The sequence below is a fragment of the Streptomyces sp. NPDC002795 genome, from assembly GCF_042888725.1.
Taxonomy (GTDB): domain Bacteria; phylum Actinomycetota; class Actinomycetes; order Streptomycetales; family Streptomycetaceae; genus Streptomyces.
In genome coordinates this window covers 708,207-723,302 of record NZ_JBIAQB010000001.1, presented here as the reverse complement: position 1 = coordinate 723,302, position 15,096 = coordinate 708,207, and the positions used below count along the sequence as shown (strand labels likewise).

The following is a 15,096-nucleotide window of genomic DNA, read 5'->3' as shown; positions in this document are numbered from 1 at the left end:
CGCTATGAATGATCCGTCAGGTCCAGATATTCGCAACTGGTTCCATATTTTAGAACTTCCTTAGGTCGCCGACCGGCGCCGACCCTCAGGAGCACCCATGAGCACCACAGCCGACACCGAGCGGCCGGCCACGCCGCCCCCGGATGGCACCCCGCGCCGCCATCCCCGCGCCCTCGCTCCCGGCAACCTGGTCCTGACCGTGGTGCTCAGCGTGTTCGGCGCGATCGTGGGCGTGCAGCTGCTCGCCACCCTCGGCGTCACCCCGAGCACGTCGCTGATCGGCGCGCTGGCCGCGATGACGCTGGCCCGCGTCCCGCTCGTCGCCTTCCGCGGCTTCCGTTCGGTGCACGCCCAGAACCTGGCGCAGACGAGCATCTCCTCGGCCACCTTCGGCGCGGCCAACAGCCTGTTCCTGCCGATCGGCATCCCGTTCCTGTTCGGCCTGGACAACATGATCGTGCCGATGCTGATCGGCGTCTCCGTCGCGATGCTGGTCGACGCCTGGCTGCTGTACCGGATGTACGACACCCCGGCCTTCCCCGCGAGCAACCCGTGGGCCCCGGGACTCGCCGCCGCCGAGGCCATCAAGGCGGGCGACGAGGGCGGCAGCCGCGCCAGGGTGCTCGGGCTCGGCCTGGTCACGGGCATCGCCGGAGCCGCCTTCGCGCTGCCGATGTCCGCGTTCGGTGTCGCCCTGATCGGCGGCCTCGCCTCGATGGCCGCGTTCGGAGCGGGCCTGCTGATCATCAGCTACGCCGAGCCGTTCTTCGGCCTCGACCTGAACGCCATGTACCTGCCGCACGGCATGATGATCGGCGCCGGTCTGGTCGCCCTGGTCCAGGTCGGCCGCACGGTCCTCAAGGCACGCAAGGCGACCACTCCGGCCGCCACCGTGACCGCCGCCTCCTCTGCCGCCGCCCCCGATGACGGCGCCCAGCGCCTCGGCAAGTCGCTGCGCCTGGGCTTCGGCGCCTACCTCGCCATCTCGATCCTGCTCTCGCTCGGCACCGGCATCGTCACGGACATGAGCGTCGGCATGCTCGTCGCCTTCGTCCTCTACGCCACCGTGGCCGCGTTCCTGCACGAGCTGCTCGTCGGCATCGCCTCCATGCACTCCGGCTGGTTCCCCGCCTTCGCGATCGCCCTGATCACGCTGCTGCTCGGCATCCTCGTCGGCTTCCCGCCCGAGGCCCTCGTCGTCCTCGCCGGCTTCACCGCCGCCACCGGACCCGCCTTCGCCGACATGGGCTACGACCTCAAGGCCGGCTACATGCTGCGCGGCGAGGGCGCCGACCCGGCCTTCGAACTGGAAGGCCGCCGCCAGCAGCTGATCGCCGCGATGGTCGGCTTCGGCATCGCGATCGTCGTCGTGGCCGTCTCGTACCAGATGTTCTTCGACAAGGGGCAGACCGCCCCGATCGACGCCGCGTACGTCGCCGCCATCAAGGCGGGTCCTTCCGTGGAGACGGCCAAGCAGCTGGCCCTGTGGGCCATCCCCGGAGCGATCATCCAGCTCATCGGCGGCTCGAAGCGCCAGCTCGGCATCATGCTCGCCACCGGCCTGCTGATCACGACCCCCATGGCCGGCTGGATGGTCGCCGCGGGCCTCGTCGTCCGCGTCCTCGCACCGCGCTTCCTGGGCCGCAAGGCCAAGGAGAACCTCGAGGTCTTCGCCGGCGGAGCGATCGCGGGCGACGCGCTCTATTCCTTCGGCAACGGCGTGTGGACGGCGACGAAGTAACCCTCCGCACCGCCACGCCCCCCGCACCTCTCGTACTACCCGCACCACGCGTACCACCCGTACACCCAGAACGACCCAGGAGACCCCTGTGAAGCGACAGTTGACGCACGACGACCTCAAGGCAGCCGTCTACGGAGGAGCCGTGCTCGGCGGTGGAGGCGGCGGATTCGTCGAGCGGGGCCTGCGCACCGCCGAACTGGCCCTTCAGGTGGGCACCCCCGAGCTGTGGAGCGCCGACGAGTTCGCCGACGACGCCCTGACCGCGACCGTCGCCCTGGTCGGCGCCCCCGCCGCGCCCGACCCGCAGGTGCTGCCCACCCACCTGCTGCGTGCCCTCGAACTGCTGCGCCGCGACCTGCCGCGCCCGCTCGCCGCGATCCACACCAACGAGAACGGCGCCGAGACCACCATCAACGGCTGGTTCCACTCCGCGATGACCGGCCTGCCCGTCATCGACCTGGCCTGCAACGGCCGCGCCCACCCCTCCAGCCAGATGGGCGCGATGGGCCTGCACGCGCGCGAGGGCTACCGCTCCTACCAGGGCTACGCGGGCGGCAAGCCGCACACCTACGTAGAGGGCGCCGTCACCGGCACCCTCGACGCCACCTCGAACGTCGTCCGCCGCGCCTCCATGGAGGCGGGCGGCTGGGTGGGCGTGGCCCGCAACCCGGTCGAGGTCGGCTACGCGACACAGCACGGCGCCCCCGGTGCCATCGGCTTCGCCATCGAGCTCGGCCGCCGCTTCCTGGCGGAAGGACCGACGGGCGCGGCCGCGCACCTCGGCGGCGAGATCGCGGTGACCGGCACCGTCCGCGAGTACCGCTGCGAGCAGCGCGAGGGCCTGGACATCGGCGTCGCCGTCCTGGACGACGCGGCGGGCACGGAGCTGCACTTCGTCAACGAGTACATGACCTTCGAGTCCGGCGGCGAGCGCAAGGCCGCTTTCCCCGACCTCATCACGACGTTCGACGCGGCTGGGCAGCCGCTCGCCTCCGCCGACGTGGAGGTCGGCAAGGAGGTCTCCGTCCTGGTGGCCCCGGCGGCGAACCTGCTGCTCTCCTCCACGATGCACACGCCCGAGCTGTACGCGCCGATCGAGGACCTGCTCGGCTTCCCGTTCGCCCCGGCGGCGAAGGCGCTCGCCGATGCCTGAGCAGGTACACGCCGCGGACCCCGCCCTCGTACGGGACTTCTGTGCGACGCGCTGGGACGAGGAGGTGATCCCGCTGGTGCGGGAACACGTCCGCGTTCCGGCCGTCAGCCCGGCGTACGACCCGCAGTGGGAGGCCAACGGATTCCTCGACCGGGCCGTGGACGCCGCGGCGGCGTGGCTGCGCTCCGTCGATGACCTGCCGGGCCTTCGGGTCGAGGTCCTGCGCGCTCCGGGACGTACGCCGCTGGTCTTCTTCGAGATCCCCGACCACGGCTCGACCACAGAGGAAACCGTGCTCTTCTACGGTCACCTCGACAAGCAGCCCGAGGGCGAGGGCTGGGCCGAGGGCCTGTCCGCGTGGGAACCGGTCTTCGACGGCACCCGGCTGTTCGGCCGCGGCGGCGCCGACGACGGCTACGCACTGCCCGCCGCCCTGACCGCCCTGCGGGCCCTCGCCGCACAGGGCGCGGCCCGCCCGCGCTGCGTCGGCGTCTTCGAGGCGGGCGAGGAGTCCGGCAGCCCCGACCTCGACCACTGGTTCGCCGAACTGGCCCCGCGCATCGGGGAGGTCGGCCTGGTGGTGTGCCTCGACTCCGGTGCGGGCGACTACGAACGGCTGTGGCTGGTGACGTCGTTGCGCGGCCATTGCGGCGGCACACTCGACGTACGCGTCCTCGACGACGGCGCGCACTCCGGGGACGCGGGCGGCGTCGTGCCCTCTACGTTCCGCGTCCTGCGCCACCTGCTGGACCGCCTGGAGGACAGCGGGACCGGCGAAATGCGGGTGCGGGAGCTGCACTGCGAGGTGCCTGACGAGCGCCGCGCCCAGGTCGCCGAGGCGGCGGCCCTCCTCGGCGACCAGGTCTGGCAGCGCTTCGACTGGCACGAGGGCGAGACCGGCCACCGCGCCGGGCCCGTCACGCACGACCCCGAGGAACTGCTGCTCGCCCGCGCCTGGCGCCCGAGCCTGGCCGTCACCGGCGCGGACGGGCTGCCCCCGGTCGCGTCGGCCGGCAACGTGCTGCGCCCGCACACCAGGGTCAAACTCTCGCTCAGGCTGCCCCCGTTGACGGACAGCGCGAAGGCGCTCGCGGAGGTCGCACGCCTCCTGGAGGACGCGCCCCCGCACGGCGCGTCCGTCCGCTTCACGCCCGACCGGGTCCTGGCCGACGGCTGGCACGCCCCGCCCGAGGAGCCCTGGCTGCGCGAAGCGCTGTCCGCCGCGAGCCGCGCCTGCTTCGACGGAGCGGACGCGGCCCGCATCGGCCAGGGCGGCACGATCCCGCTGATGGGCCAACTGAGCCGACAGTTCCCCGAGGCCCAGTTCCTGGCCTGCGGAGTCCTCGGCCCGGGCGCGAACGCCCACGGCCCGAACGAGTCGTTGCACGTGCCGTACGGGCAGCGGCTGACGGCGTGTCTGTCGTTGGCGGTCAACGCGTTCGCGCTGCGGCCGGGTGGCTGCGCCGCTGACTGAGGGCCGCATCGCGGCGGGACCGGCCAAGTTCGCCGAACACGGTGTGGGCGTGGAGACCTGTCTCATCGGCCTCGACGGAAGTGACAACGTGGAAGCCGTCGTCGGCAGCGCGCTGCGCGCCCACCCGTGGGAGTGCGTCACCCTCGGCGGCGGCCTGCGCCACTCCGACGGTCAGGCCGAACCCCGTGAGCAGATCGCCAACTTGGTCCGGCGCTACGCGCCCGCCGCCCGCTGGATCGAGTGAGGTGGCACCCTCACCACCTCACCGTCCGGGAACGTGACCGCGACCCGGCCGTCCGCGTCCACCGCGCACTCGATGGCCTCCCGCAGCGCCCTCGGGTGCGCCGCGTCGCGGGTGAGGGCCACCAGGGACACGTGGACGGTGGTGCCGCCGGGGTGGGGGAGTGAGCGCAAGTACGGGGCCGCCGAGTGGGGGCCGAAGGCGTTCGCCGCCACCTCACGGGCGATCCCGGCGTCCGTGTCCCAGCCGTGCAGGGCGACCATCGCGCTCGTCAGCCCCGATTCGGTGCGTGCCAGGGACCAGCCCGGCCCCTGGTCGGCGTGCGGCCGCACGGTGTCGGCGACCGCGTGCCCGCCCTCGCGGACGGTGACGCCCGCAGGGGCCCGCACCCGGTGCACCCGCAGCTCCCAGGGGCCGTGCAGTACGCTCGTCGACTCGATCGGGAACCCTGCGTCACTGCCCGGGAGTTGGGCGTAGTGGCGGGACGACGCGCGGCGTCCCTCGCACGCGAGGGGGTGGATGCGGCGGCGGCGCGACGGGGTGCCGTCCGGGGCGAGCAGCGCGATGTGGTTGTCGACGGTGCGGGACCAGGCGTGCGGGGCGGACTCGGGGGCGGTCGCGGTGGAGTAGGCGAGCTTGGCGTAGTGCGGGTCGTCGTCGGCAGGGCCGTCGAGCGGGTTGTGGTCGCTGCCGTGGTTGACCAGGCGGACGATGCCGTCGTGCGGGGTGCCGTGCAGCAGCCAGCCCGGTGCGGGAAGGGCCGTGTACTGCGTCTCCCGCTCCACGGGCAGGGCGAGTTCCCGGTCGGTCCACACCGGGTGCTCGGCGGGCAGCAAAAGTCCTAGGAAGCCCTTGCTCGACCAGTACGGTGAGGCAGGACCCGAGTACGCCTGTGTGGTCGGCAGATGCGTGCCGTACCAGCCCAGGGGCTGGAGCCCCCGCTCGTCCGGTACGCCGCGCTCCGCGAAGTGCCGCGCCGTGCCCGAGGCCAGACGCCGTGTCAGGCCCGGAGCGAGAGGCGTGCAGTCGGCCAGCGCCCCCAGCCAGACGGGCGCCGTCGCCGCCATGCGGTACGTCAGCGAACGCCCCTGGTGGACCGGCGCGCCGTCCGCGCCGAAGAACTGCGGGTACGTCTCCAGGAACAGCGAGAGCCGCTCCCGGTAGGCCTTCGCGCGGCCGCCGTCGCCGTCCGGGCCCGCGATCCTCGCCCACAGCAGCGGGTACAGGTGCAGCGCCCAGCCGACGTAGTAGTCGAAGTTGCGGCCGTCGCCGTCGCTGTACCAGCCGTCGCCGACGTACCAGTCCTCGATCCGGTCGAGGCCGCCGTCGATGTCGCTCTGGCTGTACGGGGCGCCGACCGAGGCCAGGAACTGCTCCGCCACCACCTGGAACAGGCGCCAGTTGTTGTCCCACGTGCGGGCGCCGACGAAGCCCGAGAGCCAGTCGACCACCCGTTCCTGGGCCCGGCTGTCGAGCCGGTCCCAGATCCAGGGGCGGGTCTCGTGCAGGGCGATGGTGATCGAGGCGGCCTCCACCATCTGCTGGGAGCAGTCCGTGAGTTCGGGCCAGGCCTCCGCGTGGTCACGGTCCGTGCCCGTTGTCAGACCCTGCGTATATCTTTCGATCAGGTGGGAGATGGCCGGGGCCTCGGTCCCGTTCCCCGTCCCTGTCGTGTCCGTGCCCGCGCCCGCGATCCGGAATGAGGCCAGCAGAAATGTCCGAGCGAACCCTTCGAGCCCGTCAAGCACCACCCCCGACCAACTGCCCCGCCCCGGGAGCCGGTACTGCGCGAAACCAGGCGTCGCGTAGGGGACGAGCGCCGCCAACTGCCGGTCGGCGAGGGCCTCCCAGTGCGCCCGGGTCCACCCCGTCAGCGGGGAGCGGACGCGGTCGGTGGGCGGCAGGGAGAGGTACGGGGCGGGCATGGCGGCTCGACGGCTCCTCGGTCGGGGCGGGCGGGGCGGAGGGCTGTTCTCCGGGGTGCTGTACGGGGCTGGTTGCTGTACGGGGCGCTCTACGCGAGGTCGGCGGTGTGCGTGTGGCCGCGCGAGCCCCCGACACGCACCGTGACCACCGGGCGACGGCCCGGCGACACGGAGACCGTGTCGTCGGCGCGGACCACGCGGCGTACAGGGAAGGGGAGTTCGACGGTCAGCGTGGTCCCGGTGCGGCCGGGGTCGGACACGGCGACGGTGATGCCCTCGTCCCGGCGACGGACGAGCACGGTGCCCGGGCCGTCGGCACGCAGCCCGTCGACGGATCCCGCCGCCCAGAAGTGCGCGGCGAGGAGCCCGACCCGGGGTGACTCGACGGCCTGGACGGTCGCGCCGTTCGTGAGGACGCGCACAGGGGTGGAGCGGGACCAGGCGGCGGTCGCGGCTGCCGTCGCGCCCGGCAGCAGGACGTAGGCGTAGGAAGCGGATGCGGGGGAGGGGCCGTGATCGAACCAGAGGGTGGCGTAGCGCCGGGTGACCGGGGTGGTGGAACCGCCGGTGTCCGCGCCGGTGTTCAGGGAACGCCAGGCTCCGGTGCGTTCCTCGCGCAGCGCGCGCAGGGGCCCGCCGGCCGGGAAGACGTAGCCTCCCGTGCCCTCGAGGTGCGCCCAGCGCGCGTCGGCGAGCCGCGCCGACCAGCCCGGCTCGCTCGACTGCGGGCGGCCGTCAACGGTGAGCCGGGGAGCGCCGTCGGCGTGCAGATTCCGGTTCTCCACGACGGTCTCGACGGTGCGGCCGTCGCTCGCGGTGATGCCCGCGCCCAGCGCGACGACCGCGTTGTCGAGGAAGAACCAGGCCTTCTTGGCGCGCAGCGTCGACCCGTCGGCGATCAGGTCCATCGCCGCCGCCCCGTACCGGGAGTCGAGCACGGCGCCGCCCGCAACGGCGTTCTTCGGGCGGAAGGTGCCGGTTCCCGGGGCGGTGCCGAGGTCGGCACGCGTGCGTGTGTCCACGGTGGTTCCCGGCAGCCGGTAGGGGTTCACCGTCGGCCAGAAATTGTCACCGAAGGCATCGAGATCGTCGCCGTCGTACAAGTACGTCATGCCGTCGCCCGTGTACCAGCCGTGCAGGTTCTCGCCGTTGCCCGCCTCGTACGCCGCGATGCGCTTGGAGGACAACGACAGGGCGCACGACCAGCCGGGCCGCCGGTGCACCACACGGTCCATGTCGGCGAACACGTAGTGGCCGTTGAGCCGCTCCGCGGGGCGCACCGCCGTGTCCGCCAGGAGGGCCTTCGCGCGGGCCAGGGCGGGCACGCCGACGAGCCGCAGGTACGGGGTGTCACGGTTGCGCAGGATCCAGCCCTTGACGGTCGAGCGCCAGCGGTCCGCGTACGACTGCGGGGCGCCGTCGGCCAGTTGGAGGATGTACGAGGCGGTGGCCGCCCCGTCGGTGTGGTCGCGGGCGCGTTCGCGCGAGACGGCTCGGCCGCGCAGCGCGTCCATCATCACGCCGTCGAACAGCACGGGCACGAAGGAGCGCTCGACCGCCTCGTACAGCACCTTCACCGACGGGTCGGTGACGGACCACTGCGAGTCGGCGAGCAACGCGATCAGCTGTCCCGCGCTGCCGAGCAGGACGCCGCCGTAGGTGCCGGTGTAGGCGACCGAGGAGTGCTGGACGAACGAGCCGTCCTCGTAGAAGCCGTCGCCCGAGGTGACGTACTGGAACAGGCTGTTCTTGCCGTCGTCGCGTACGTCCGAGAGGCCGTCGCGGGCCAGCGCGACGACATCCGGGTCACCGGCGAGCAGTCCGCGCAGGGCGACGATGACGGCCTTGTCGGCCCGGTTGGCGCCCGTCTCCGACAGCGTGGGGGAGTTGGTGCGCCGGTCCGCGTCGGGGACGAACCTGGCGACCGTCTTGAGGTACGCGGTCAGGTCGTCGGCGGGGAGGTGGGCGCGCAGCAGGACAGATGTGTCGAGCAGCGCGCGTGGTGCGCCGATCTCCCAGAACCACCAGTTCCCGGACTCGGAACGCGTGTCGTTGTAGCCGGTGGTGTGCAGGAAACGCAGCGCGTCGAGGAGCGCGCCGCGCACGGCCGTGTCGTCGGTGAGGGAGGTGCCGGGGGTCGCCCAGGCCGTGGCGAGGGTGCGCAGCCGTGTGTAGCTCTGGCCGAACATGCCCGGGTCGGTGGCCGGGGCCAGGTCCGACCACAGGGCCTTGCGTCCCGCGGAGCGGTCGAGCTTGTCCCACCAGTCGGCGGCCTGCTTGTCCAGGGCGGCGAGCGCGGCGGCGACATCGGGGTCGTCCGGGTCGACGTCGTCGCCGGTGAGCTGCTGGGCAGCGCGCGCGAGCAGCGGCTCGTAGGGGTCCTCGGCCGCGGCGGCGGCCACGGCGCCGAGACCGAGGGGAAGTGTCGTCGCCACGGCACCCGTGCCCATGAGGGCGAGGGTGCGGCGTCTGCTCAGCTGCATGGTCGGTGTCCGCCCTTCGGTTCAGTCGCTCAGAGTGGCAGGGTCGACGGACGGTTTCGGCAACCTGAGGGCGGCGAGTTCCGCGCGCCCCTGCGCGTCGATCGGGAAGGCCCATGTGGCGACGAAGAAGTCGGTGAGGTCGCGCTCGGCGACACGGCTCGCGTAGGTGGCGAGGGCCCGGTAGCGCTTCGCGGAGTCCGAGGAGTCCGACTGCGGGTTCTCCTCGCGCACCAGCCGGTGCAGCCGCGGCCAGAACGAGTCTCCGAACGCCAGCTCCAGCTGTCGCAGCGGAACCAGCTTCTCGTACGCCCCGAAGGACTTCTCGTAGGTGAGCCCGTCCGTGCCGAACTTGGCGCGGGCCGACTGGAAGGGGTTCAGCCCTGTCGCTGCGTCGACGGTCAGCAGGTTGGATGGCTGCCCCAGGGCCCGCTGTACGGCCAGGGAGTAGATGTTCACGGTGACCTCGGTCATCCCGCCGGGCTTGTACGCGAACTGCTGATGCAGATGGCCGAGTTCGTGATAGAGGCCCCAGCCGCGGGTGCGCAGCCCCTGCACCGTCGTGGCCCGGTCGAGGTAGGCGCGCGGGAAGCCGTTGTAGCCGTGCGTCGCGTACGCGCCGACACCGGACGGCACCACCGACACCTCGGTGAAGTGGTAGCCGCCCGCTTTGGGCCGGTGCACGGGCTTGGAGCCGTCGAGACCGCTGATCGCCGACTCCGCGTCGATGATCTGCTCAAGGAGACGCAGCAGCTCCGCGTGGTTCTCGTCGCGGTAGAGGAGGGCGCCGTCGCGGGTCAGCGTCACGATCGAGCGCGGGCCGTGCAGCTCCACGACCGGCACATCGGTCATGGTGTCCAACTGCCGCTGGTAGTCGGCCTCTTCGGTGCTTCCGAGCGTGAAGACCGGCATGGGCACGCTGCCGCTCTTGAACGCCGTGGTGGCTCTCTCCCCGTTTCCCTCCAGGGAGAAGTAGACGGGGCCGCCGTGCGGGTCGGTGACCGTGTTGGCGCCGGCCTTGAGCGGGTAGCGGCGCGGAGCGGTCAGGGTGGCGTAGTAGTCCCACCGGCCGATCCACATGGTGGGCAGCACGCCGTCGTGGGGCTGCACTTCGAGGCGCAGCGGGGTGCCGGCCGTGGCGTAGCGGCCCGTCGGCTGGAACTCGGAGGCGCGCAGGGCCTGCCCGAGGCGCAGTCGTTCGGCCTCGGCGGACGGGCGGGCGGTCAGGCGCACCGTCGCGGCGGCGGCGGAGGTGGCGGCCCGTGCGGAGCCCGCGCCGAGGGTGAGTGCGAGGCCGCCGGCGGCTCCTGCACCGGCCAGCGCGGTGAGCACGGTGCGCCGCCCCGGCCCGGGACGGGCGTCGGGCCGGTCGGCGGTGGCGTGGTCGTGGGACATGTCGGCAGGGCGCATGCAGGGACTCCCCAGGGGACGAAGGACGTCGGAAGGATGAGTGGGTGGTGCGTGCGAACTGCGCGCCAGCATGTAAGCGTTTGCTGTCGGGTGGCAAGGTGCTGGCGCGATTTTCTGCTCGTTACTACGTCAAGAAGCCCTGAACCACGCAGGATTGCGCAGCCGGGAGCGGTTCGACGGTACTGCGACGGCTGCGGCTGCGGCCGCGGCTCAGGTCTGCCGACGGCTTCCGCGGCCGCGCGGCGTCGCTGCCAGGGGAGCCACGGAGTCGCGGACCACGATGTGCGTGCCCAGACGCAGCGCGCCGGTCGTGGGGGCACGCCAGTCGTCCTCGTCCCCGCCGTTGAGGGCGACGCGCACGGCCTGTCGGCCCATCTCCTCCAGCGGGATACGGACCGTCGTCAGACGGGGCCGCAGTTCCTGGGCGACCGGGATGTCGTCGTAGCCGACCAGCGACACGTCCTGCGGCACACGGAGCCCGGCCTCCTCCAGCGCCTGCGCGGCCCCCGCGGCGACGATGTCGTTGGCCGCGAAGACGGCAGTGAACTCCGGTCCGTCCCGCAGCAGTTCCCTCATGCGCCGGTATCCGAAGGACCGGCCGAAGGCGCCCGGCTGCTCCAGCTCGGGGACCCGGTCGATGCCGCGCAGTTCGAGCGCGCGCCGGTGCCCGGCGAGCCGGTCGCGCGCCGTCGACAGGGCGGGCGGGCCGCCCAGGTAGAGGATCCGCCGGTGCCCTCGGGTGATCAGATGGTCGGTGATGGCGAACGCGCCGCCCTCGTTGTCGTACTCCACGTCCACGGTCGGCACACCAGCGCCCAGCGAGGGACGCCCGCACAACACGAGCTTGGCGCCGTCCGCGGCCAACTCATGGGCCCTGCGCGACAGTTCAGCGCGGTAGTCCGGGTCGTCGACGCTCCCGCCGACCAGCACCACCGCGTCCGCCCGCCGCTCGTGCATCAGCTCGATGAAGGCCAGCTCGCGCTGCGGATCGCCCTGTGTGCAGCACACCAGGCACAGCCGGTCGCCCGCCGTCGCCTCGCGTTCGACGCCGCGCGCGATGTACGCGTAGAACGGGTCGATCAGCTCGCTCACGATGATGCCGACCGTGCGCCCGGAACTGCCGGCGAGGGCGCGGGCATGGGCGTTGGCCACGTAACCCAGTTCGCGCGCCGCCGCCTCGACGCGCTCGCGGGTGGCGGCGGCGACCGGGTAGTTGCGGTTCATCACACGGGAGACGGTGGCCGTGGAGACACCGGCGTGCTTGGCGACGTCGACCACCGTCGCGCGGCGCTGCTCCCGGTGACCGGAGCCGCCGGGCGCCGTCGATCGCTGCCGGGCCATCCGGCCCACCCCCTGGTGATCCTGCCGTCCCGTTCCTGCTCCGCCCGCCCCAGAGCTTATGCCGTGCGGCGTGGGTCCGGTCACGCGATGTGCTCCAAGTCGTCGAGGCGGACGGGGTGGTCGAGCGGGGCGCCGTGCGCGTACCGGGTGAGCTCGTCGACGGCGAGTGCGCCGAGCCGTCCCACCTCGTTGCCCTGGGCGCCCGCCATGTGCGGCGTGATGAGGACGTTGGGCAGGTCCCACAGCGGGTGGTCGGCGGGCAACGGCTCCGGGTCCGTCACATCGAGCACGGCGTCGATGCGTCCGCTGACCAGGTGCTCGACCAGGGCCTCGGTGTCCACGAGGGGCCCGCGGGCGGTGTTCACCAGCAGGGTGCCAGGGCGCAGCAGGTCCAGGCGGCGGGCGTCGAGCAGCTGCCGGGTCTCGTCGGTGTCGGGCGCGTGCAGGGTGACCACGTCGCTCGCGGTGAGCAGGGTGTCCAGGTCGGTGCGGGTGACGCCGAGCAGGACGGCCTCGGTGTCCTCGATGTACGGGTCGTACAGGAGGACCTCGACGTCGAGCGAGCGCAGCAGCCGCACCACCCGGCGGCCGACGTGCGAGGCGCCGACGACGCCGACGGTGAGACCGCGGGTGCCGACCCAGTGGTGCCGGTCCAGGTCGGCGTCGGTGCGGTGGGTGCGCCGTGTGCGGAAGAGATGGGCGAGCGGGAAGGCCCGTTTGGCGCCCATGATGATCGCCGCGAGGGTGAACTCGGCGACCGGCACGGCATTGGCGGCGGCGGCCGACGACACCGCGATACCCCGCTCGTAGGCCTCCCGCCCCAGGAAGGGCTTGACGGTGCCGGCCGCGTGGATCACCGCGCGCAGCCGGGGCGCGCCGTCGAGCACGGTGGTGTCGATGGGCGGGCAGCCCCAGCCGGTGAGCAGCACCTCGCACTCGGCGAGGGCGGCGCGCGCCTGCGGGCTGGCGAACTCGCGCAGTACGTGCGGCGGCCGGATGTCGGCCGTGTCCTCGAGCCGGACCCGTACGGCGGGAGGGAAGACGTCGTCGACGACCGAGGAGTGCATCGCCAGCACCGTTCGGGGCCGCCGAGGGGGCGGTGTGGTGCCGGTGGCCGCGACCTCGGCCGACACCTGGTCAGTGGTACGCACCCTGCCTCCGGACAGTAAACGTGTTCTATCAGGTGACCGAACGCTAAGGATGTCTCCGTGCGATCGTCAACCCAAAGTCCAGAACAGATCGGCGAGTTGGCACGTCACGGACCCAAATCCCGTTCAGAAGCGCCGCATTGGAGAGGGGAATCCATGCAGGCTCAGCCCGCATCTCTTGACGGCAGGGTTAAACGCTTACTAACTTGCCGCCGCAGTAACGCAGTTTCTTGCGTCACCCGGCCGAACAGGACCGCCCCATGACTGCTTCCGCGCCACCCTCAGCCGAACCCGGCACCCTGCGCAGATCCCTCTGGCAGCGCGTCAAGCGCGACAAGGTGATGCTGCTGCTCTGCCTGCCCGGCTTCCTGTACTTCGTGGTGTTCCACTACGTGCCGCTGCTCGGGTACATGGTGGCCTTCCAGGACTACCAGCCCTACCTGGGCTACATGCACAGCGCCTGGACGGGCTTCGCCAACTTCGCGAGCGCCTTCGCCGACCCCGCCTTCTGGTCGGCGACGGGCAACACGCTGGAGATCGCCCTCGTCCAACTGGTCCTGTTCTTCCCCGTGCCGATCGGGCTCGCGCTGCTGCTCAGCAGCATCGTCAGCGACAAGCTGCGGCGCTTCGTGCAGAGCGTCGTCTACCTGCCGCACTTCATCGGCTGGGTCATCATCGTCTCGATCTTCCAGCAGATCCTCGGTGGCGCCGGGGTGGTCCCCGACCTGCTCGAAGCGGTCGGCCTGCCGCACTACGACATGATGACCGACCCGAACGCGTTCCCCTGGCTGCTCGCGCTGCAGGTCATGTGGAAGGACGCCGGCTGGGGCACCATCATCATCCTCGCCGCGCTGCTCAACATCGACCGCGGCCTGTACGAGGCGGCGGCCATGGACGGCGCGGCACGATGGCGCCGGTTCTGGCACGTGACGCTGCCCGGCCTCGCCCCGGTCCTGGTGCTGCTGCTGATCCTCAACCTCGGCAACATCCTCACCGTCGGCTTCGAACAGATCCTGCTGCAGCGCGACGCCGTCGGCCCCGACGCCGGCGAAGTGCTCGACACCTACGTCTACTTCCACGGCATCAAGGACAACCAGTGGGGCACCGCGGCCGCCGTCGGCCTGGTGAAGGCGGTCATCGGCACGGTCCTGGTCATCGGGGCCAACAAGTTCGCCCACCGGCTCGGACACGAAGGGGTGTACAGAGGTGCTGACCGCTGAGACGACCGCCGTGCGGACGGGCCGCAAGGCCACGCCCGCCGCAGAGGACACCCGGCACGGCGAACTCCGCCCGTCGGGCGCCCGCCCGCCATGGATGGAGCGGCCCACCAGGCTCGGCCTCACCCTCAAGGGCATCGCCCTGGTCGTCGTGGTGGCCCTCGTCGCGTACCCGCTGCTCGGTGTGATCGGGACGAGCTTCGCCTCGCAGACCGACATCATCCACGCCAACGGCCTCGTCCTGTGGCCCGACCACCCCAACCTCGACGCCTACCGCACCGCCTTCACCGGGGGCCGTGTCACCCGCGCCCTCTTCGTGAGCATCGCGGTCACACTCGCGGGCACTGTGTGCAGCCTGCTCGCCACCATCGGCATGGCGTACGGCCTGTCGCGCCGCGGCATCGTCGGCGGCCGCTTCCTGTTGATGACGGCCCTGTTCACAATGCTGTTCAACGCGGGCGTCATCCCCAACTTCCTGCTGGTCAAGGAGCTGGGCCTCTACAACACCTTCGCCGCCCTGGTCCTGCCGACGATGGTCAGCGCGTTCAACCTCGTGGTGATGCGGGCGTTCTTCATGAACCTGCCGGAGGAGCTGTACGACGCCGCGAAGGTCGATGGCGCGGGCGACTTCCGCACCCTGATACAGGTCGTGCTGCCCCTGTCGAAGGCGGTCATCGCCGTCGTCGGCCTCTTCTACGCGGTCGCCTACTGGAACGCGTACTTCAACGCCCTGCTCTACCTCGGCGACAACGACAAGTGGCCGCTGCCCATGGTGCTGCGCACCTTCATCCTCCAGGGGCAGAACCTCGACACCGCCGCGGCCGGTGAGGCGATAGCCCCGCAGCAGGCCGTGCAGATGGCCGTACTCGTGATCGCGGTCGTGCCGATCCTGCTCGTCTACCCGTTCCTCCAGCGCTACTTCACCAAGGGCGTCCTCACCGGCGCCGTCAAGGGCTGACAGGCCCC

General features: G+C 71.9%; 11 protein-coding genes. 6 read left to right on the top strand and 5 right to left on the bottom strand.

Translation table 11 applies throughout. The features are described from left to right. Positions 1-97 precede the first annotated feature (97 nt). The 4 genes from ACFYWS_RS03115 (at position 98) to ACFYWS_RS03100 (ending at position 4,612) form a co-directional block, all read left to right on the top strand. On the top strand, positions 98-1,741 hold the full coding sequence (locus ACFYWS_RS03115; RefSeq protein ID WP_389268885.1) for an OPT/YSL family transporter: 1,644 nt from the start codon (positions 98-100) through the stop codon (positions 1,739-1,741). An 88-nt stretch (positions 1,742-1,829) separates the two neighbouring features. Next, positions 1,830-2,894 carry a DUF917 family protein gene (locus ACFYWS_RS03110; RefSeq protein ID WP_389268883.1) on the top strand — a complete coding sequence of 355 codons (1,065 nt, stop codon included), beginning with the start codon at positions 1,830-1,832 and terminating at the stop codon, positions 2,892-2,894. Then, complete coding sequence (locus ACFYWS_RS03105; RefSeq protein ID WP_389268881.1) at positions 2,887-4,368, top strand: M20/M25/M40 family metallo-hydrolase; 1,482 nt, start codon at positions 2,887-2,889, stop codon at positions 4,366-4,368. The genes ACFYWS_RS03110 and ACFYWS_RS03105 overlap by 8 nt, the downstream gene beginning before the upstream one ends. Before the next feature lie 49 nt (positions 4,369-4,417). Next, positions 4,418-4,612, top strand: a complete 195-nt coding sequence (locus tag ACFYWS_RS03100; protein ID WP_389268879.1) for a hypothetical protein — start codon at positions 4,418-4,420, stop codon at positions 4,610-4,612. On the opposite strand, the gene ACFYWS_RS03095 is transcribed toward ACFYWS_RS03100, so the two are convergent. The 5 genes from ACFYWS_RS03095 to ACFYWS_RS03075 form a co-directional block, all read right to left on the bottom strand. Beyond that, on the bottom strand, positions 4,582-6,534 hold the full coding sequence (locus ACFYWS_RS03095) for a DUF2264 domain-containing protein (RefSeq protein WP_389268877.1): 1,953 nt from the start codon (positions 6,532-6,534) through the stop codon (positions 4,582-4,584). The two genes, ACFYWS_RS03100 and ACFYWS_RS03095, sit on opposite strands and share 31 nt — an antisense overlap. 89 nt (positions 6,535-6,623) lie before the next feature. Continuing rightward, positions 6,624-9,017 carry a polysaccharide lyase 8 family protein gene (locus tag ACFYWS_RS03090; RefSeq protein ID WP_389268875.1) on the bottom strand — a complete coding sequence of 798 codons (2,394 nt, stop codon included), beginning with the start codon at positions 9,015-9,017 and terminating at the stop codon, positions 6,624-6,626. A 21-nt stretch (positions 9,018-9,038) separates the two neighbouring features. Next, positions 9,039-10,424 (bottom strand): M60 family metallopeptidase, encoded by a 1,386-nt coding sequence (locus tag ACFYWS_RS03085; RefSeq protein WP_389268873.1) that lies wholly within the window; start codon positions 10,422-10,424, stop codon positions 9,039-9,041. 210 nt (positions 10,425-10,634) lie between these two features. Next, positions 10,635-11,765 (bottom strand): LacI family DNA-binding transcriptional regulator, encoded by a 1,131-nt coding sequence (locus ACFYWS_RS03080; protein WP_389268871.1) that lies wholly within the window; start codon positions 11,763-11,765, stop codon positions 10,635-10,637. 80 nt (positions 11,766-11,845) lie between these two features. Continuing rightward, on the bottom strand, positions 11,846-12,832 hold the full coding sequence (locus ACFYWS_RS03075) for a hydroxyacid dehydrogenase (RefSeq protein WP_389269475.1): 987 nt from the start codon (positions 12,830-12,832) through the stop codon (positions 11,846-11,848). Positions 12,833-13,173: 341 nt separating this feature from the next. Here ACFYWS_RS03075 and ACFYWS_RS03070 point away from each other — a divergent pair, with 341 nt between their 5' ends. Together ACFYWS_RS03070 and ACFYWS_RS03065 are read left to right on the top strand one after the other, a co-directional pair. Next, positions 13,174-14,133: an ABC transporter permease gene (locus ACFYWS_RS03070; RefSeq protein ID WP_389268869.1), complete on the top strand. Its 960-nt coding sequence runs from the start codon at positions 13,174-13,176 to the stop codon at positions 14,131-14,133. Positions 14,134-14,227: 94 nt separating this feature from the next. Beyond that, complete coding sequence (locus ACFYWS_RS03065; RefSeq protein ID WP_389269473.1) at positions 14,228-15,088, top strand: carbohydrate ABC transporter permease; 861 nt, start codon at positions 14,228-14,230, stop codon at positions 15,086-15,088. Positions 15,089-15,096: the final 8 nt, after the last annotated feature.